Annotated in this window: 16 protein-coding genes; 6 read left to right on the forward strand and 10 right to left on the reverse strand. The window is 60.3% G+C overall.

The features are described from left to right. Positions 1–86 precede the first annotated feature (86 nt). The 8 genes from ASE04_RS04295 to ASE04_RS04330 form a co-directional block, all read right to left on the reverse strand. Positions 87–956: a hypothetical protein gene (locus ASE04_RS04295; RefSeq protein WP_056812534.1), complete on the reverse strand. Its 870-nt coding sequence runs from the start codon at positions 954–956 to the stop codon at positions 87–89. Positions 957–1,032: 76 nt separating this feature from the next. Further along, on the reverse strand, positions 1,033–1,320 hold the full coding sequence (locus tag ASE04_RS04300; protein ID WP_056812535.1) for an NIPSNAP family protein: 288 nt from the start codon (positions 1,318–1,320) through the stop codon (positions 1,033–1,035). Positions 1,321–1,390: 70 nt separating this feature from the next. Next, complete coding sequence (locus ASE04_RS04305) at positions 1,391–2,731, reverse strand: MFS transporter (RefSeq protein WP_056812537.1); 1,341 nt, start codon at positions 2,729–2,731, stop codon at positions 1,391–1,393. A 149-nt stretch (positions 2,732–2,880) separates the two neighbouring features. Then, on the reverse strand, positions 2,881–3,942 hold the full coding sequence (locus ASE04_RS04310) for an ABC transporter ATP-binding protein (protein WP_056812541.1): 1,062 nt from the start codon (positions 3,940–3,942) through the stop codon (positions 2,881–2,883). Between the two features lie 14 nt (positions 3,943–3,956). Continuing rightward, a complete protein-coding gene (locus tag ASE04_RS04315) occupies positions 3,957–4,745 on the reverse strand; it encodes an ABC transporter permease (protein WP_056812544.1) in 789 nt (262 codons plus the stop codon). Beyond that, the gene (locus ASE04_RS04320; RefSeq protein ID WP_056812549.1) at positions 4,742–5,635 is read right to left on the reverse strand and encodes an ABC transporter permease; all 894 of its coding nucleotides are present in this window, start codon (positions 5,633–5,635) and stop codon (positions 4,742–4,744) included. The genes ASE04_RS04315 and ASE04_RS04320 overlap by 4 nt, the downstream gene beginning before the upstream one ends. A gap of 73 nt (positions 5,636–5,708) precedes the next feature. Next, positions 5,709–6,812, reverse strand: coding sequence for an ABC transporter substrate-binding protein (locus ASE04_RS04325; RefSeq protein ID WP_056812551.1), 1,104 nt, complete (start codon positions 6,810–6,812; stop codon positions 5,709–5,711). 180 nt (positions 6,813–6,992) lie between these two features. Further along, complete coding sequence (locus tag ASE04_RS04330) at positions 6,993–7,865, reverse strand: MurR/RpiR family transcriptional regulator (protein WP_056812554.1); 873 nt, start codon at positions 7,863–7,865, stop codon at positions 6,993–6,995. A 176-nt stretch (positions 7,866–8,041) separates the two neighbouring features. On the opposite strand from ASE04_RS04330, the gene ASE04_RS04335 reads away from it, so the two are divergent. The 6 genes from ASE04_RS04335 to ASE04_RS04360 all read left to right on the forward strand — a co-directional run bounded on the left by ASE04_RS04335 (position 8,042) and on the right by ASE04_RS04360 (position 15,578). Continuing rightward, positions 8,042–8,815 (forward strand): N-formylglutamate amidohydrolase, encoded by a 774-nt coding sequence (locus tag ASE04_RS04335; protein ID WP_056812557.1) that lies wholly within the window; start codon positions 8,042–8,044, stop codon positions 8,813–8,815. 126 nt (positions 8,816–8,941) lie between these two features. Further along, entirely contained in the window at positions 8,942–10,489 is a 1,548-nt protein-coding gene (locus ASE04_RS04340) for an amino acid permease (protein ID WP_056812559.1), read from the forward strand. A gap of 147 nt (positions 10,490–10,636) precedes the next feature. Further along, positions 10,637–12,004, forward strand: a complete 1,368-nt coding sequence (locus ASE04_RS04345) for a glutamine synthetase family protein (protein ID WP_056812565.1) — start codon at positions 10,637–10,639, stop codon at positions 12,002–12,004. A 108-nt stretch (positions 12,005–12,112) separates the two neighbouring features. After that, positions 12,113–13,498 carry an aldehyde dehydrogenase family protein gene (locus ASE04_RS04350; protein ID WP_056812569.1) on the forward strand — a complete coding sequence of 462 codons (1,386 nt, stop codon included), beginning with the start codon at positions 12,113–12,115 and terminating at the stop codon, positions 13,496–13,498. Then, positions 13,495–14,646 carry an iron-containing alcohol dehydrogenase gene (locus ASE04_RS04355; RefSeq protein WP_056812572.1) on the forward strand — a complete coding sequence of 384 codons (1,152 nt, stop codon included), beginning with the start codon at positions 13,495–13,497 and terminating at the stop codon, positions 14,644–14,646. The genes ASE04_RS04350 and ASE04_RS04355 overlap by 4 nt, the downstream gene beginning before the upstream one ends. A gap of 218 nt (positions 14,647–14,864) precedes the next feature. Continuing rightward, complete coding sequence (locus ASE04_RS04360) at positions 14,865–15,578, forward strand: ParA family protein (RefSeq protein WP_056812576.1); 714 nt, start codon at positions 14,865–14,867, stop codon at positions 15,576–15,578. 531 nt (positions 15,579–16,109) lie between these two features. On the opposite strand, the gene ASE04_RS04365 is transcribed toward ASE04_RS04360, so the two are convergent. Next, complete coding sequence (locus ASE04_RS04365; RefSeq protein ID WP_056812579.1) at positions 16,110–17,342, reverse strand: lytic murein transglycosylase; 1,233 nt, start codon at positions 17,340–17,342, stop codon at positions 16,110–16,112. 81 nt (positions 17,343–17,423) lie between these two features. Further along, positions 17,424–18,221, reverse strand: a complete 798-nt coding sequence (locus ASE04_RS04370) for a glycoside hydrolase family 25 protein (protein WP_056812586.1) — start codon at positions 18,219–18,221, stop codon at positions 17,424–17,426. Positions 18,222–18,338 lie beyond the last annotated feature (117 nt).

An 18,338-nucleotide genomic window follows, 5' to 3' on the forward strand; every position in this document is an offset into this window, starting at 1 on the left:
GTCTTCAGAACTTGATTCAAAGGCTGGACAGATTGATTCAGTTTGTCGCCGCAAGGTGCTGATCCTGAATCGAAATCAGCTATTGCTCAGGCGGTCATCTCGACGAGGATTGCCGTCGTATCGTCGCTCTGCTTGAAGCGCGGGTAGCGAAGACCCTCCGGGTCCGTCTCCCGCTCGAAGCGCCGGAGTTCTTCGATCATCGGTGCGAGACCCTTTTCGAGGGCTGTGCGGACGAGGCTTGCCGCATCGTAGGCGGCGTAGAGAACCACGAGATCCGCGAAGCCGTCGCTGCAGACGATGGCGTGCGCCTTGCCGTTGATCTCCAGCCGTTCCGAAACCAGATGATCCGCCGATTCAGGCACGAGGCCCAGTGTCCAGATGCCGCCTGCGGTGTTCTGGCTTTCACGGTGCCGGCGCAGGGCCGTCAGCGTTTCCGGATTGCCGAGCGCGCCGCCATCCTTGGTAATGCCGCCGGTGCGAGCGATATGGCTTTGCGCATGTGCCTGCTCCCTGATGTAGGCGTCGGGAATGGCCATGTGAAAGCTCACCGATCCATCTGCCTGCAAGAGGAAGACGCAGGAATCGCCGAGGCCATAGAAGGTCAAACCGTGATCGGTTGCATGGATCATCGAGAAGGCGGAAAGCGGCCAGGCGTAGCGCGGTACATCAGGGTTACTGCCGAGGAATGTCGCCCGGGCATCGACCGAAACTGCGCGGGCGACATCGGAAACCGACGTCTCGCGTGTGATCTGTTGCCGAAAGCCATCCGCGAAGCGTGCCGCGACCCAGGCGGCGTCGCTGCCTGATGCGTCCATGTACTGGCGGTCGCCGAGGCCCGTTGCGCCATCGATCACGAAGGCGCAGGCCTCGTTGTAGCCGAAGCGGTCGTCGTTCGGCTTTTCGGGATTTCCCGGTACGGAGAGCGCGTCGAGGATCTTGATCGCAGGCGCCGGCATCGTTCTTCAATTCCTCGTGGTGGGGGGCGATGGAAGGCCGAACACGTCGGCCTTCGCTTGGGTGGTCAGGCGCTGCTCAGCCGAGAACGGGCCGCATGAAGCTGCGCTCATAGCTGATGATGCTGCGGTTGCGCTTGTCGAGATCGAAGGCCGCCTGGCACTCGGGATCGACGGCCATGCGGGTGCGGTAGTCTTCGTAGGAGAACAATGCGACCGCGATGTTGTTGGCGCCCTCGGAGGGCAGGAAATAGCCGTGATGGTTGCCGCCCATGCGGTTGACGATCGGAATCCAGAGCCTGGCGTATTCTTCAAATTCGGCGACCTTGTAGGGGTCGATGACGTAGCGCAGATGGCAAGTAATCATATGAAATATCTCTGATTGATAGGGCCGGCAGAAACGCCTGTCGGCCGGTTGCTAGCGTAGTGTGTTGTCGTCAGGCGCTCGTGGCAAGCCGTTCATTCAACTCCTCGATGCCAACCTCGGCTTCGACGCTGTCGCCCTTGGCGATCAGGTATAGCCCGAGCGCGAAGGCAAGCGCTGCGATGAACAGCAGATAGTAGGCATGCGCCATCGGGTTCAGCGGCAGCAACGAGGCCACCGCAAGCGGTGTCAGGCCGCCGAAGATGGCGTAGGAGACATTGTAGGAGAAGGAGAGGCCGCTAAAGCGGACGCGAGCCGGGAAGGCGCGCACCATGACATAGGGCACGGCGCCGACCATGCCGACCGACAGGCCCATGATGGCATAGAGCACGAACAGGACCGTGAGCGACGTCGCGGCATAGGTGTAGAAGGCGAAGGTCGCAGCAGCAAAGAAGATGCTGGAGACGACGAAGAAGCGTCCCGACCCCACCCGATCGACGATCGCGCCGGCGGCCGCCGTACTGAAGATCAGGAAGAGCGTGCCGAAGCTGGTGGCGGCAAGTGATTGCTGCGCGGTGTAGCCATAGAGTTTTTGCAGGAAGGTCGCCGTCATCAGCGTCGTGACGACGATGCCGGCCGAGAGGATCCAGGTCAGCAGCATGGAGATGATGACGCCGCGCTTGTAGTCACGCAGGACTGACTTCAGCGGCAGTTCGGGCGTAAGCGAGCGGGCCTGCTTCATTTCCGCGAAGACCGGTGTCTCCTGCAGCCAGCGGCGCAGGTAGACGGCAACGAGGCCGAAGATGCCGCCGAGCAGGAACGGGATGCGCCAGGCGTAGGCCGCGACATCCTCTGGCGTGAAGACGGAATTGATGATCGTGGCGATAAAGGATCCGAGCAGGATGCCGAGCGTCAGGCCGGAGCAGAGGAAGCCGCAGGCAAAGCCGACGCGGCGAAAGGGAACGTGCTCGGCTACGAAGGTCCAGGCGCCGGGCACTTCGCCGCCGATCGCCGCACCCTGCAGGATGCGCATCAGGATGAGCAGGATCGGCGCTGCAACGCCTATCGTTGCGTAGGTGGGCATGGCGGCCATGCCGAGCGTCGAGAGCGCCATCAGAAGGATCGAGAAGGCGAAGACCCGCTTGCGGCCGAAGAGATCGCCGAAATGGGCAAGCACGATGCCGCCAAGCGGGCGGACCAGATAGCCGGCGGCAAAGATGCCGAAGGTCTGGACGGTCACCAGCCACTCCGGCATGTCGGTCGGAAAGAACAGCTTGCCGATCACCGCCGCGAAGAAGACGAAGATGATGAAATCGTAGAACTCAAGCGCGCCACCGAGGGCCGAGAGGCCGAGTGTGCGGAAATCCTGCGCGGTGAGGCGGCGTGGAGGGGTGACTGATGTGATGGGGGACATGATGCTGACTTTGCTGAACAAAAAACGTTTAAGCAGTCGTCGCGCATCGAGGTTGTCATTTCAAGCAATTTCCGGCGCTGCAAAATTGAAGCGCCGGAAATGTGGAAACGAGTGTGGCAAAGCCGCAAAAACTGGGTGCGGCGGCCGGATCAGTCGCGGATGACGAGGAGGTCGGCCGCCATGAAGCGCAGCGTTACCGTTTCGCCGGCCTGCGGCGGGGTTACACCCGGGCTGTTGAACATGTCGAAGGAAATGACATTGCCGCCGACGTTCATACGGGTGCGGATGACCGAGCCGAGGAAGTGGGCGGAGACGACCTGGCCTGTCAGCCTGGTATCGCATGGCGCGCTTTCGGCCAACGATCCGGCTTCTGGACGCAGTGCGAGCGAGACGGTGTCGCCTGCCTTGAAGGCCGCCACCGACTGCTTCAGCGTCACGCCCTGATCGCCGATCTGGATGCGGTTGATGGCGGGATCGACAACCTTCGCCTCAATCATGTTCAGCGTACCGACGAAGGAGGCGACGAAGCGGGTCGACGGCGTGTTGTAGATCTCGAAGGGCGTTCCGATCTGGTCGGCGCGGCCGCCGTTCATGACCACGATGCGGTCGGAGATCGAAAGGGCCTCTTCCTGGTCGTGCGTCACGAAGACGGTGGTGATGCCGAGCTTCTGCTGGATGGCGCGGATTTCCTCGCGCAGCGATACGCGGATCTTGGCATCGAGCGCCGACAGCGGCTCGTCGAGCAGCAGAACCTGCGGGCGCACGGCAAGCGCGCGGGCAAGGGCGACGCGCTGCTGCTGGCCGCCCGAGAGCTGGTAGGGGTAGCGGTCTGCGAGATGGTCGAGCTTGATAAGGCCAAGCATTTCCTTGACGCGCTGGTCGATCTCGGGCTGCGCGGTGCCGGCAACCTTGAGGCCGAAGGCGACGTTGTCGTGAACCGTCATGTTGGGGAACAGCGCATAGGCCTGGAAGACCATGCCGATGTTGCGCTTGTTCGGCTTGAGACTGTTCTGCTCCTTGCCGCCGATCGCGATACGACCGGAGGAGGGTGTTTCGAAGCCTGCGATCATGCGCAGGACCGTCGTCTTGCCACAGCCCGACGGGCCGAGGAAGGAGATGAATTCACCCTTCTCGATCTGCATGTTGAAGTCATGCACGACCTGCGTTGCGCCGAAGGATTTCTTGAGGTTTGCGAGTTCGAGGAAAGCCATGAAAACCAGATACCTTACGACTTGGCCGGAGCGGCCCGGTGGAAGCGGGAGGCGAGATTGAGAAGGCCCATGCTGAGCCAGGTGATCGAGAAGGCGATAACCGCCAGTGCCGACGGCTCGTAGGCACGGTTGGCTCCGACCAGCTGCAGGTAGGGGCCGAAGGCCGGACGATTGAGCAAAGCGGCCATGGTGAATTCGCCCATGACGATCGCAAGCGTGATGAAGGCGCCGGAGAGAACGCCGCTCATGACGTTCGGGAAGATGCACTTGAACATGATGGTCGTCCAGCTCGCGCCGAGGCTTTCGGCCGCCTCGGTCAGAGTGCGGACATCGATCGCGCGCATCGCCGTGTCGACGGCGCGGTACATGTAGGGCAGCGACAGCGTGATGTAGGAGAAGACGAGCAGTACGTTGGTGCCCGAGGTCGAGCCCGTCAGCGGCAGGATCGAGGACGAGTTGTACATTCTGAGGTAGCCGAAGACGATGACGATCGCCGGGATGACCAGCGGCAGCAGCGTGATGAACTCGACCACAGGGCGGATCTGCGGCAGGCGCAGGCGGACCCAATAGGCGGTCGGCACGACGAGCAGCATGCCGAAGACGATGGTCAGAAGCGCCATCATCATCGAATAGCCGAAGGTCTCGCGAAACTGCACCTCGGAAAAGACCGATGCGTAGGCGTCGAAGCTGTAGGCACCGCGGCGCATGCGCAGCGAAAACTCGATCGTGGCAATGAGCGGCAGCAGGAAGTAAGTCGCGCCGATCGCTATGGCGATCCAGGCTCCAAGGCGTGAAGTCTTCATTTTTGCCACCGTTCAGCGCGCATGCGCAGCAGGATGTAGACGAGGTTGGACAGACCGGTGATGACGATCATGCCGAGCGCCAAGGCGTAACCGAGGTTGGCGTTGTGAAGAACGTCGCCGCGGATCTGCGCATAGAGCAGGATCGGCACGATATTGAGCGAGCTGCCGGTCAGAGCGTAGGCCGTGGCGATGGCGCCGAAGGCATTCGCGAACAGAAGCAGCGTCGTGCCCATCAGGCTCGGCCAGAGGATCGGGAATGCGACCATTCGCCAGTATTGACCATTGGTGGCGCCGAGGATCGATGCGGCTTCCTTCCACTCCTTCTTCATGCCGTCGAGCGCCGGCGTCAGGATCAGCACCATCAGCGGGATCTGGAAGTACATGTAGGTGAGGGTGAGCCCGAAGAAGCTCAGCAGGTTGAAGCCGGTAGAGTAGAGATTGAAGCCGAACCAGTCACGCATCAGGACGGTGACAAGACCGGTGCGACCGAGCGTGGAGAGAAAGGCGAAAGCCAGCGGCACGCCGGCGAAATTCGAGGCGACGCCGGAGAACGTCAGGAGGCCGGAGCGCACCCAGCCGGGCAGGCCGCCGAGCACGACGGCCCAGGCGAGAAAGAAGCCGATCAGCGCGCCACCGAGAGCCGACGCCACCGAGACCTTGATGCTGATCCAGTAGGCGCTGAGGATCGTCGGCGTGAACAGGTCGGCGATGTTCTTGAGCGTCAGGTTGCCTTCCGGCGTCAGAAACGCGCCGGCGACGAGATAAAGCGTCGGTACGATAAGGAACAGCAGCGCGAATATCATAAAGGGTGCGATGCCGAGCCAGTCTATGACCCTGTCGCGATTTATCATGGGCGCGGCCGGAACCACGGATGTTGAAACAGTGCTCATAAACGACAGCCTTATCGGGCAATGAAAAACGAAACCTCTCCGCCACGGGGGCGGAGAGGCCTTGCGTCAAAGATTACTTGACGTTGGCGCCAACGACGCTGTCCCACTTCGTGGTGATAGCGGTCTTGCCTGCAGCCTGTTCGTCGAGCGTCGGGAACACGGCCTTTTCATAGGCAGCGGCCGGCGGCAGCTTGTCGAGCATAGCCTGCGGGATCTTCTTGTTCTTCGCCAGATCGTTGAAGCGGATCGGGTGGCAATAGCCCTTCAGCCAGCCAAGCTGACCTTCGTCCGAGTACAGGTATTCCATCCAGAGCTTCGCAGCGTTCGGATGCGGAGCGAAAGCGGAGATCGCCTGGACGTAGACGCCAGCGTTGACGCCCGATGCCGGAACGACGACTTCAACCGGCGGGTTGCCCTTCAGCGTGTCGCGCCAGGACAGGCCGTTGTAGTCCCATGCGATGACGATCGGCGTGGAGCCCTGTGCCAGCGAAGCGGACTTGCCGATAACAGGAACCAGATTGCCGGCCTTGTTGAGCTCAGCGAAGTAAGCGAGACCGGCTTCACCAGCCTTGGTCGCATCCTTTTCGCCAGATGCGATACCGGCTGCGTAAACTGCCTGGACAGCCTGGTTCGAAGCGCGCGGGTCGCCGGCGAGAGCGATGCTGTTGGCGTAGTCGGACTTCTTCAGGTCGGCCCAGTCCTTCGGGACTTCCTTGACGATGTCGGTGTTCACCACGAAGGAGAGAACGCCGTAGTAGTCGCCGTACCAGAAGCCGTCGGCATCCTTGGCGCTGTCAGGGATCGAATCCCAGGTCGAAACCTTGTAAGGCTGGATCAGGCCGTCAGCCTTGGCGGACGGGCCGAAGGAGAGACCAACGTCGATCACGTCAGGAGCCTGCGGGCCGGTGTTGCCCTTGTTGGCCTTGATGGCTTCGATTTCGTCGCCCGAGCCAGCGTCCGGGTTCAGTTCGTTGACTTCGATGCCATACTTCGCCTTGAAGCCGGCGATAACGTCGCCGTAGCCGCACCAGTCGTGCGGAAGCGCGATGGTCGTCAGCGTGCCTTCCTTCTTGGCGGCAGCAATGAGTTCAGCGCTTGGTTCAGCGGCTGCGATTGCAGTCGAAGCAACAACAATTGCAGTAGAAAGCGAAAGTATTCTTGAAATATTAGAGATCACTGTTGTTCTCCTTCGGGTTTCAGTGTCCGACGATGCTGTTACTGACGTTACGTGAAGCTTTCGTGACGGTTTGATGACCTTATTTTTTCTTTGTATAGCAGGCAGTTGGCGGCGGTGTTTCAATTGCGACACGTCGTTCGCTCAAGCGCCGCACGTCATCTCACTGTCGTATTTTCCCTCCTAACTGAGTTTGCGGAATAGCCTGGTTTGTTCAAACAGGCCCTCCAGGGTTTTCATGCGTTCTTTCGTCTCGTCCCAGGTCGAGCTCTGAACGGCTTCGATCAGGGCTTCGACGATGAAAAGGGTGACGACGGACGAGTCCCAGGCCGACGGCGCCTCGATCTGCACACGAAAGGTGTGGCGGGCGAGCTTGGCGGCAGGCGATCCCCATTGGTCGGTGAAGACGACGATTTCGGCGCCGCGCTTGCGTGCCGCGGTCGCGAGGCTGACCATCTCCTGCTCGTAGCGCCTGATGTCGAAAATGACGAGAAGATCGCCGGGATTCATGTTGAGTACATATTGCGGCCAGCTGCTCGAATTGGACGACAGCAGCGCAGTGTTCGGCCTGATGACCTGCATATGTGTAAAGAAATACTCGGCCAGCGCACCGGTGATGCGTCCGCCGACAAAATAGAGGCCGCGCTTGCGGTCCGAAAGGAGCGAGGCGACGCTGTCGAAGGTCGCGGTATCGAGCGCGCTCAGCGTCTGGCGCAGATTGCCCATGATCGCATCGGCGAAGCGGTTGAGAATGTGCGTGCCGGGCGCGTTGGAGGCCCATCGGTCATGTTTGGCGATAGGGTTCGAGATGGTCGCCTCTACCTCCTGATGAAGGTGGGACTGAAAATCCGGATAGCCCTTGAAGCCGAGTTTCTGCACCATGCGAACGACCGTCGGCGTCGACACGCCGGCGTTCTCGGCGATCGTCGTGATGCTCCCCAGTCCCGAGACTGGGTAGTTATCCAGCAGACTTTCAGCCAGCTGCTTCTCGGCGCGCGTCAGCTTGCCGAAATGCGAATGGATTACGTCCGAAACTGTCTTCGACGCAGCGGTCACGCGATCTTGCTCCCCGGGATTGGTCTTGTGCCACTTTCCCACTGAAAGTTAACAACGCTGTCACAATCCATGTCAACCACTGTCATGAAAAGAAATTTTCAGCCTGCGCTTGACAGTAGCCGAAACCTGAAGAATTCTTTTCTTATACATTCTTTATTAATGATCGGGACGCGCCTGTGGTGGCTGCTCAGTTCAAGGTCCTAAGCGAAGCGGAAGGTGCATGCGTTTCGGTCGAGCGACCGAACGGCACGAGCCCGTTGCTGGTGATCTGCGAGCATGCGTCCCGATTGCTGCCGGAGCAGTTCGGAACGCTCGGCCTCTCCCGCGAGGCGTTGGAAAGCCACATCGCGTGGGATCCGGGCGCGCTGGCCGTGGCGCGCGGAATTTCCGAAGCTCTTGATGCGACGCTTGTCTACCAGCGGTTTTCGCGACTGATCTATGATTGCAACAGGCCGCCGGAGTCGCCGGGCGCCATGCCGGAGAAGAGCGAAGTCTTCGAAATTCCGGGCAATGCCCATCTCAGCGCAGAAGAACGCGTCGCGCGCACCGAAGCGTTGTATGTCCCTTTTCACGACGCCATTCGCGAACTGATTCGCGAACGCAAGGCGAGGGGGCAGGATACGGTGATTGCAACGGTCCATAGCTTCACTCCTGTTTACCACGGCAAGACGCGTGCCGTGGAAATCGGCATATTGCATGATGACGACAGCCGTCTTGCCGACAGCGTTTTGAACGCCGCGTCGGCTGGTTCGTCCCTTTATAAAATCGAACGCAACGAGCCCTATGGCCCCGCGGATGGCGTGACCCACACGCTTGTTCTGCATGGGCTTTCGAACGGGCTCCGCAATGTAATGATCGAGGTCCGCAACGACCTCATCTCAGATCAAGACGGTCAAGGGGTCATGGCCGGCTATCTGACAGGGCTTCTCCGGCACAGCCTGGACGCCTGACAACAAAGAAAAAGACCCCAGGGAGCAGTCTAACTGCGATCCGCTCGTAGGCGCACACGTCGCGGGCACTTTGGCACTGGATGATCAACCGCAATCCCGCGGTCGATCGCTAAACAGGGGGAAGTCATGTCCGATTACTCGGAACTCGACAAAAAGCAGGATGTGCACATCCTGCACTCCATGGGCTATGCCCAGGAGCTGGAACGACGCATGAGCTCGTTCTCGAATTTTGCCGTCTCGTTTTCCATCATTTGCATTCTCTCCGGCGGCATCAACTCACTGGCACAGGCAACAGCCGGTGCCGGTGGTGCTGCCATCGGCATCGGCTGGCCGATCGGCTGCTTCGTTTCGCTGGTGTTCGCCGTCGCCATGGCGCAGATCAGCTCGGCCTATCCGACGGCCGGCGGCCTCTATCACTGGGGGTCGATCCTCGGCAACCGCTTCACCGGCTGGCTGACCGCGTGGTTCAACCTGCTCGGTCTCGTCACGGTTCTCGGCGCGATCAACGTCGGTACCTACTACTTCTTCATGGGCTCCTTCGGCACGACCTATTTCGGCCTGACGGACACCACGTTGGTTCGCATCCTGTTCCTGGTGATCATCACCGGCGCGCAGGCGCTTGTGAACCACATGGGCATCGGTCTGACCGCGAAGCTTACCGACTTCTCGGGCTACCTGATCTTCGCAACGGCGATCGTTCTGTCGGCGGTATGCCTCATGGCCGCGCCGTCCTACGACATCGCTCGCCTCTTCACCTTCGCCAACTATTCCGGCGAAGCGGGCGGTAATGTCTGGCCGGCAACGTCGGGTGCCTGGGTCTTCCTGCTCGGCCTGCTACTGCCGATCTACACAATCACCGGCTATGATGCTTCGGCGCATACGTCCGAAGAAACGGTCAAGGCTGCCCATTCTGTTCCGCGCGGCATGGTGTCCTCCGTTCTCTGGTCGGCGCTGTTCGGCTACATCATGCTTTGCTCGTTCGTCCTCATGCTGCCGAACATGGACGACGCCGCCAAGCAGGGCTGGAACGTGTTCTTCTGGGCGATGGACAGCCAGGTCAATCCTGTCGTCAAGGATCTGCTCTACTTCGCGATCCTCGTCAGCCAATGGCTGTGCGGCCTTGCGACCGTGACGTCGGTCTCGCGCATGATCTTCGCCTTCTCGCGTGACGGCGGCCTGCCGGCCTCCAAGGCGCTCGCAAAGGTCAGCCCGAAGTACCGCACGCCGGTTGCGGCGATCTGGACCGGATCGATCCTCTCGGTGCTCTTCGTCTGGGGTTCGTCGCTCGTTTCGATCGGTGATACGCCGGTTTATACGATCGTTGTGTCCTGCACGGTCATCTTCCTGTTCTTCTCCTTCGCGATCCCGATCACGCTCGGCCTCTTCGCCTGGGGAACGTCGAAGTGGGACAAGATGGGGCCGTGGAACATCGGCGAGGGCATGTACAAGCTGTTCTCCGTGCTTACGATCCTGGCGATGATCCTGATCTTCGTTCTCGGCGTTCAGCCACCGAACGGTCCGGCACTCTATGTCACGGTCGGCTTCCTCGTGCTGACCGCGATCGTGTGGTTCGGCTTCGAAAGCCGCCGCTTCAAGGGACCGCCGATCGGCGAAGAAGTGGCACGTCGTCAGGCCGAGATTGCGGCTGCCGAAAAGGCTGTCGGCGAAAGCTGAGGTTTCGACTTCCCTCTTTAACGGCGGGGCCGCCTTGGCGGCCCCGTTTCCCGGCTCAACGAAAACGCATCAGATGCGGCGCGTCCGTTTCACGGCATGCCCTTTCGTTGCCCCGATTTTTCAGTTCCAGGTTCAGGCGGATTCAATATGAGCATCTATACTCTCGACGATCTCAAGCAGGATGTTGCCGACGGCCGCATCGACACGGTCCTAGCATGCCAGGTGGACATGCAGGGTCGCTTGATGGGCAAGCGTTTCCAGGCCGAATACTTCCTCGAGAGCGCATGGAAGGAAACGCATAGCTGCAACTATCTCGTCGCTACCGACATGGAGATGGAAACCGTCTCCGGCTACAAGGCGACCAGCTGGGAAAAGGGCTACGGCGACTACACGATGAAGCCCGATCTTTCGACGCTGCGCCGCATTCCGTGGCTCGAAGGAACGGCGCTGGTGCTCTGCGACCTGCTCGACCATCATACGCATGAGGAAGTGCCGCACTCGCCGCGCGCCATCCTGAAGAAACAGGTCAAGCGGCTGGAAGTCATGGGCATGAAGGCCTTCATGGCCTCCGAGCTCGAGTTCTTCCTGTTCGACCAGACCTACGAATCGGCCCACGCCTCCGGCTATCGCAACCTCAAGCTCGCCAGCGCCTATAACGAGGATTACCACATCTTCCAGACCACCAAGGAAGAAGAGGTGATGCGGGCGATCCGCACCGGGCTGCAGGGCGCCGCTATTCCGGTGGAGAACTCCAAGGGTGAGGCATCCGCCGGCCAGGAGGAAATCAACGTGCGCTACGCCGACGCGCTAACGATGGCGGACCGGCACGCGATCATCAAGAACGGCTGCAAGGAAATTGCCTGGTCAAAGGGCAAGGCCATCACCTTCCTCGCGAAGTGGCACTACAACGCCGCCGGCAGCTCGTCGCACATTCACCAGTCGCTGTGGAGCGCTGATGGCAAGACGCCGCTGTTTGCTGACGACAAGGGCAAGTACGGCATGTCACCGCTGATGGAAAACTACATTGCCGGGCTGCTCGCGCATGCGAGCGAGATCACCTATTTCCTGGCGCCCTACATCAACTCCTACAAGCGCTTCATGGCCGGCACATTCGCGCCGACCAAGGCGATCTGGAGCAAGGACAACCGCACGGCCGGCTATCGCCTCTGCGGTGACGGCACCAAGGCGATCCGCATCGAATGCCGCGTCGGCGGCTCGGACCTCAATCCCTATCTCGCCTTTGCGGCACTGCTCGCCGCAGGCATCGACGGTATCGAGAACAAGATGGAACTCGAAGCGCCGTTCGTCGGTGACGCCTATGGCGCACGCAAGGTTCGTGAAATCCCGCGCACGCTGCGCGCTGCGACCGCCACGATGACGAAATCGAAGATGCTTCGCAGCGCCTTCGGCGACGACGTCATCGATCACTACACGCGTGCTGCCGAATGGGAGCAGGAAGAGTACGATCGTCGCATCACCGACTGGGAAGTGGCGCGCGGTTTCGAAAGAGCATAATAGGCGTAGCAACGGCCGGACGGCGTCCTGTCATACGATCTCCATATCTTGCGGGATTGTTTGTGGGCGGCGGCCGGCTTCGGCACGCGAAAACATAGGAAGATGATCATGGGAATGATCCAATGCATTTCGCCGATCGACGGATCGGTTTACGCCGAGCGTTCGGCACTGTCGCTGGAGGCGGCGAAGGACGTCGTGGCGCGCGCTCGCAAGGCGCAGAAGTCCTGGGCGAAGCGGCCGCTTGAAGACCGCGTCCAGCTGGTGCTGAAGGGTGCTGCGCGGCTGAACGAGATGTCCGACGTCGTCGTTCCCGAGCTTGCCTGGCAGATGGGCCGGCCGATCCGCTACGGCGGCGAGTACAAGGGCTTCAACGAGCGCTCCAACTACGTGGCCTCGATCGCCGCCGATGCGCTGGCGCCGCTGGTGGTCGAAGAGAGCGACAAGTTCGAGCGCCGCATCGAGCGCGAGGCGCATGGCGTGGTCTTCGTCGTGGCGCCGTGGAACTATCCCTACATGACGGCGATCAACACGATCGCTCCGGCGCTGATGGCGGGCAATACGGTTGTCTTGAAGCATGCGTCGCAGACGCTGCTCGTCGGCGAACGGCTGGTTCAGGCCTTCGTCGAGGCCGGCGTTCCTGAGGACGTGTTCCAGAACATCTTCCTCGATCATGAGACAACGTCGGCACTGATTGCGGCCGGCAGCTTCAACTTCGTGAACTTCACCGGCTCGGTCGAAGGCGGGCGCTCGATGGAGCGTGCGGCGGCCGGCACGTTTACCGGTCTTGGCCTCGAGCTTGGCGGCAAGGATCCGGGTTACGTCATGGAAGACGCCGATCTTGATGCGGCCGTCGATACGCTGATGGACGGCGCGACCTACAATTCCGGGCAGTGCTGCTGCGGTATCGAGCGCATCTATGTGCATGAATCGCTCTATGACAGCTTCGTCGAGAAGTCGGTCGCCTGGGTCTCGAACTACAAGCTTGGCAATCCGCTTGATCCGGAAACGTCGCTCGGTCCGATGGCGAACAAGCGTTTCGCCAAGGTGGTGCGCGAGCAGATCGCCGATGCCGTCTCGAAGGGCGCCAAGGCGCTGGTCGACCCCAAGCTCTTCCCGCAGGATGATGGCGGCGCCTATCTGGCTCCGCAGGTCCTTGTCAATGTCGATCACTCGATGGTCTTCATGCGCGAAGAAACCTTCGGCCCTGCGGTCGGCATCATGAAGGTGAAGAGCGACGACGAAGCCATCGCCTTGATGAACGACAGCCAATATGGCCTTACGGCCTCGCTGTGGACGAAGGATGCCGAACGGGCAGGGCGGCTTGGTCGCGAGATCGAAACCGGCACCGTGTTCATGAACCGCGCCGACTATTTGGATCCTGCATTGTGCTGGACTGGCGTCAAGGAAACCGGCCGTGGCGGCTCGCTGTCGATCATCGGATTCCAGAACCTGACGCGTCCGAAATCCTACCATCTGAAGAAAGTGACAGCATGAGCGCGCACATCACTGCCAACTGGAGCTATCCCACCGCGTTCAAGCTCGGCCGCGGCCGCATCAAGGAACTGGCGGATGCCTGCAAGAGCCTCGGCATCAAGAAGCCGCTGTTGATCACCGATCGCGGCCTGGCCTCGATGGCGATCACATCGAACGCGCTCGACATCCTGGAAGAGGCCGGACTTGGCCGAGCGATCTTCGCAGATGTCGATCCGAACCCGAACGAGAAGAACCTCGAGGCCGGCGTCAAGGCGTTCAAGGATGGCGGCCATGACGGGGTCGTTGCCTTCGGTGGCGGCTCGGGCCTCGATCTCGGCAAGTGCGTGGCCTTCATGGCCGGTCAGACGCGTCCCGTGTGGGACTTCGAGGATATCGGTGACTGGTGGACGCGCGCCTCCGTCGAGGGCATCGCGCCGATCGTGGCGGTGCCGACGACGGCGGGCACAGGGTCGGAAGTAGGCCGCGCCAGCGTCATCACCAACTCGCAGACGCATGTGAAGAAGATCATCTTCCATCCGAAGTTCCTGCCGGGCGTCGTCATAGCCGATCCGGAACTGACGGTTGGCATGCCGAAGATCATCACCGCCGGTACCGGCATGGATGCCTTCGCGCATTGCCTGGAAGCCTATTCCTCGCCTTTTTATCATCCGATGTCGGCGGGCATTGCGCTTGAGGGCATGCGTCTCGTCAAGGAATACCTGCCGCGCGCCTACAAAGAAGGCACGGATCTCGAAGCCCGCGCCAACATGATGTCGGCCGCCGCCATGGGCGCCGTCGCGTTTCAGAAGGGGCTTGGCGCCATCCATGCGCTGTCGCATCCTGTTGGAGCCGTCTATAACACCCATCACGGCATGACCAATGCCGTCGTGATGCCGGCGGTGCTGCGCTTCAACCGTTCGGTGATCGAAGACAAGATCGCGCGTGCGGCAGCCTATCTCGGCATCTCCGGCGGCTTCGACGGCTTCTATGACTACGTACTGCAGCTTCGCTCCGAGCTTAGCGTTCCGGACAGCCTTTCGGCGATGGGAATCAAGCCGGATCGAATCGATGAATTGTCCGCAATGGCGATCGAGGACCCGAGCGCGGGCGGCAATCCGGTTGCAATGACGCTTGAGAACACCAAGCAGCTGTTCGCGGATTGCTTCTGATCGCCAGCCGGCAGGAAAATAATAGCCCGGAAAGCCCTGCTTTCCGGGCTATTTCTTTGCTGTCGACGGTGACTGCGAGAATAGCCGGCTGAATCTGAGGAGGGTGCGTTTAGGAGTTGTTAACCATGATCGGAAAGGATGCATTAACCGCACAATGCTTCCCACGGTGCGCTGAAGAGCCAATCGCGCGGCTCGCGACTTTCCCCTCGAGGACCAACATGCCAGTCATTACATTTGCGAACACCAAGGGCGGCGCCGGCAAGACAACGGCTGTACTGCTGCTTGCGACCGAGCTCGCCAATAAGGGCTATCGCGTGACGGTTCTCGATGCTGACCCGCAACACTGGATCACGCGCTGGCACGAAGTTTCCGGTCATGTTCCCAACGTGGAGGTGATCGACTTCGTCACCTCGGCGTCGCTGCCGCAGCATATTTCCGAGAACAAGCACAATACCGACTATTTCATCGTAGACCTTCCGGGCGCGCGTAATCCGCTGCTCGCTACCGCGATCGGCCTCTCCGACCACGTGCTGATCCCGATCCAGGGCTGCGCGATGGACGCTCGCGGCGGTGCGCAGGTGCTTGAGTTGCTTCAATACCTGGACGAGAAGGCCGGTATCAAGATCGGGCATTCCGTCGTCCTGACGCGCGTCAACTCCATGGTCACCACCCGCGCACTCGCGCTGGTCAAATCGCTGCTGAGCGAACGGCAGGTGCCGGTTCTGGATACGGCGATCATCGAGCGCTCGGCCTTCCGTGACCTCTTCGACGTCGGAGGCACGCTGCATTCGCTCGACCCGGCACGGGTGAGCAACCTTGATCGGGCGAAGGAAAATGCGCTCTGTTTCGCCGAGGAGATCATGCGCAAGCTGCCGGTGCGGTTGCCTGCGGCAGCGCGGATGACCGGGCCCTTCGTCCGCTCCGCTGCGTGACGAATGGTCTCGCGGCGGCGGCTACCGGTAGCTGTGGCGGGCAGGCCGTAGCATTTCAAAAGTCATCTTCAATTAGAAAAGCCCATGACCGGCCGGGTCATGGGCTTTTCTAATTCCTTCGTTATTTTTGTTAGGTGGTCAGAAATCCAGTTTCGTCCGCTTCGTGCGTCGAGGCGTCATATAAAGAGCATCGACAAAACAAAAAGAAACGCCGCACCGATCAAAAGGACATTCAAGGATCGTGTAAGTCCCATGTCTTTCTCCTCGCGTTAACGAGGTGATAATATGTCCGGACTGTGATGGTTGAAAAGCGATTTTTGTGCTGCGGTGCGGCAAAAATGTCACGAAAAGCAAGGTCTCTTTTGGTTAAGTTGATGAAACAAAAGAGGTAACCGGTCGAAAAAATTATTCACACTTTTTAACGTGAAGTAAAAAAGGGCGATCCACCGTTAACACTAAAAGCGGGATTGTGGCCGCTTTTGATGTCAAAGCCGGGAGTCGCCGGCTTTGACGGAGGTGATCTGAGAAGGCTTAGAGCGAGCCGAGCAGGGCAGGTGTCGCCCAACCGTCGGCCGGCATGCCGAGACGCTGCTGTTCCTTCTGGATGGCTACGCGCGTGCCGGAGCCGAGAATGCCGTCGATCTGGCCAACGTCATGTCCCATTGAGTTCAGCTTGGTCTGCAGTGCCTTCATCTGGTCGTTCGACAGACCCTGCTCGGGCGTTCCCTTCTGGTAGGGTTCCGAGCCGGAGAGGCGGGTTCCGAAATAGGCGGCCGAGGTCGTGTAGATGAACGACTTGTTCCACTCGAGATAAATCTGGAAATTCGGATAGGCAATGAATGCCGGTCCGAGCCGTCCCTGCGGCAGCACGAGGTCGCCGCGAAGGTTGCCGAAACCGGTATTGCCATCGCGCGGCTTCACGCCGAGCGCGAACCATTCTCCGGCGGTCAGGGAACCGCCGAGGCCGGACTTCTCCCAGGGAAGGCTGTCTGGCAGCGTGACTTCCTGCAGCCACGGCTGTCCCTTCTGGAAGCCGAGGTGCTGAATGAACTTTGCCGCGGTCAGGATCGCGTCCGGACCGCTCTGCTTCAGGCGGACATGGCCGTCGCCATCGCCGTCCATACCATAAGCGATGATATCGCGCGGCAGCATCTGTACCTGGCCGATTTCGCCGGCCCATGCGCCAGTGTTCGTCGCCGGATCGAGGTCGCCGTGCTGGACCATTTCGATGAGCGCGATCAACTGCGGCCGGAACAGTTCCGGCCGACGGCAATCGTGCGCGAGCGTGACGAGGGCGTTGCGGGTGTTGAAATCGCCCTGAACGGCGCCGAAGTCCGTTTCCATCGCCCAGAAGGCAGTGATGACGCCTGCGGGCACGCCGAACTCCTGCTCGGCGCGCGCGAAGACGTCTGCAAACTGCTTCATCTTCTGGCGGCCGATGTCGAGGCGGGCCTGGCTTACGGTACGCTGGGAAAATTCGAGGAAGGTCTGCTTGAAGACGCCCTGGGCGCGGTCGCGGCTCAGGACCTTGGGATCGATCTCGGCTCCGGCCAGAGCCTTGTCCGCTGCTTCGGCGGTTGCACCGGCAGCGATTGCTTCGGATTTGACGCCGGCGAGGAACGTCGGGAGATCGCCGTCGCAGGCAACGGCTGGCTGCTGAGCGGCAGCCGGCTTGGGGTCAGCGGTTTGCGCCGATGCGGCGGTTGCCAGGCTCGCGGTGAACAGGAGAGCGAGCATAGAACTGCTTGCAGGCGTACGGCGCATGATTTTAACCTCGTCGTTGCGGAAATTGCTGTCGATGTCCCAAATGATTGTGACGTAAGCAAGAAAAACGACGGGACGTTACTAAGAATTCGTGTCTTTTGAAACCGCAGCAACCCAGTTGTGCCAGTTCTTCGTCGAACCAGCGAACACATTGATGTCAGTAGGGCCCTTGATGCCTGGGATGACACCCGTTGATGTGTATTGCCAGAACGCCCAGCGACGGTCCGCATAGGTCACGTCAGGATGTTTCGCTACGGAGCGAACCCAGAAATGGTAGTCCTGGAAATAGCCGCTCAGATTGTCGCGATGAAAGTCGACCGATGTATAGATGATCGGGCGCTTTCCGTAATAGGCCTCCAGCCGGTCCATGAAGCGCTGAAGTTCGGCGCGCACGGTTGCCGGATCGGGGCGATATCTGCAGGTCTTCGATTCGCTGTTCCACTCGACATCAAGTACCGGCGGAAGGCGCATCGCTTGCTTCGGAACGTTGCTAATGAACCAATCAGCCTGCTCGTCCGCGGAAGAGCAGAAATAGTAGAAATGGTAGGGCGCGTGCGGGATGCCGACGGCGCGGGCCTGCTGCCAATACTCGTTGAAACGGGGATCGACGCGATCCTTGCCCTCGGTGGCCTTGATGAAGGCGAAGGAGACGCCGGAGTTGCGCACAGTCTGCCAGTCGATGTCGCCCTGCCACTTGGAAATGTCGATGCCGTGGACGGGATTTTGCAAGGGATGCTTCGGGCCGAAGTCCTGCGGGTCGGTATCCTGAAAACGCGTCTTCGGCTTTACCGACGCAGTCTGCAGGTAATCATAACCCGATGATGTGCAGCCGGCCAACATGATGGCCAAAGGCAAGACGCAAGACAGAAGCCGGCGCATGGATGTTCCGTGTTGAACCGAATGATCGTTTTGCCCCACAGCTTGACCTTCGTGAAAGACGCGTCCAGCAGAGAGATGTCCCTCTTTTCATCATATCAACGTAAAAATTCGGTTAGT

The sequence above is a fragment of the Rhizobium sp. Root708 genome (assembly GCF_001429725.1).
Classification (GTDB): Bacteria; Pseudomonadota; Alphaproteobacteria; order Rhizobiales; family Rhizobiaceae; genus Rhizobium.

Bases quoted from the DNA above. Each gene is read 5' to 3' on its own strand.
- ASE04_RS04310 (WP_056812541.1), bottom strand. From the start codon at position 3,942: ATGGCTTTCCTCGAACTCGCAAACCTCAAGAAATCCTTCGGCGCAACG.
- ASE04_RS04305 (WP_056812537.1), bottom strand. From the start codon at position 2,731: ATGTCCCCCATCACATCAGTCACCCCTCCACGCCGCCTCACCGCGCAG.
- ASE04_RS04315 (WP_056812544.1), bottom strand. From the start codon at position 4,745: ATGAAGACTTCACGCCTTGGAGCCTGGATCGCCATAGCGATCGGCGCG.
- ASE04_RS04295 (WP_056812534.1), bottom strand. From the start codon at position 956: ATGCCGGCGCCTGCGATCAAGATCCTCGACGCGCTCTCCGTACCGGGA.
- ASE04_RS04365 (WP_056812579.1), bottom strand. From the start codon at position 17,342: ATGCGCCGTACGCCTGCAAGCAGTTCTATGCTCGCTCTCCTGTTCACC.
- ASE04_RS04300 (WP_056812535.1), bottom strand. From the start codon at position 1,320: ATGATTACTTGCCATCTGCGCTACGTCATCGACCCCTACAAGGTCGCC.
- ASE04_RS04355 (WP_056812572.1), top strand. From the start codon at position 13,495: ATGAGCGCGCACATCACTGCCAACTGGAGCTATCCCACCGCGTTCAAG.
- ASE04_RS04370 (WP_056812586.1), bottom strand. From the start codon at position 18,221: ATGCGCCGGCTTCTGTCTTGCGTCTTGCCTTTGGCCATCATGTTGGCC.
- ASE04_RS04350 (WP_056812569.1), top strand. From the start codon at position 12,113: ATGGGAATGATCCAATGCATTTCGCCGATCGACGGATCGGTTTACGCC.
- ASE04_RS04320 (WP_056812549.1), bottom strand. From the start codon at position 5,635: ATGAGCACTGTTTCAACATCCGTGGTTCCGGCCGCGCCCATGATAAAT.
- ASE04_RS04360 (WP_056812576.1), top strand. From the start codon at position 14,865: ATGCCAGTCATTACATTTGCGAACACCAAGGGCGGCGCCGGCAAGACA.
- ASE04_RS04345 (WP_056812565.1), top strand. From the start codon at position 10,637: ATGAGCATCTATACTCTCGACGATCTCAAGCAGGATGTTGCCGACGGC.
- ASE04_RS04340 (WP_056812559.1), top strand. From the start codon at position 8,942: ATGTCCGATTACTCGGAACTCGACAAAAAGCAGGATGTGCACATCCTG.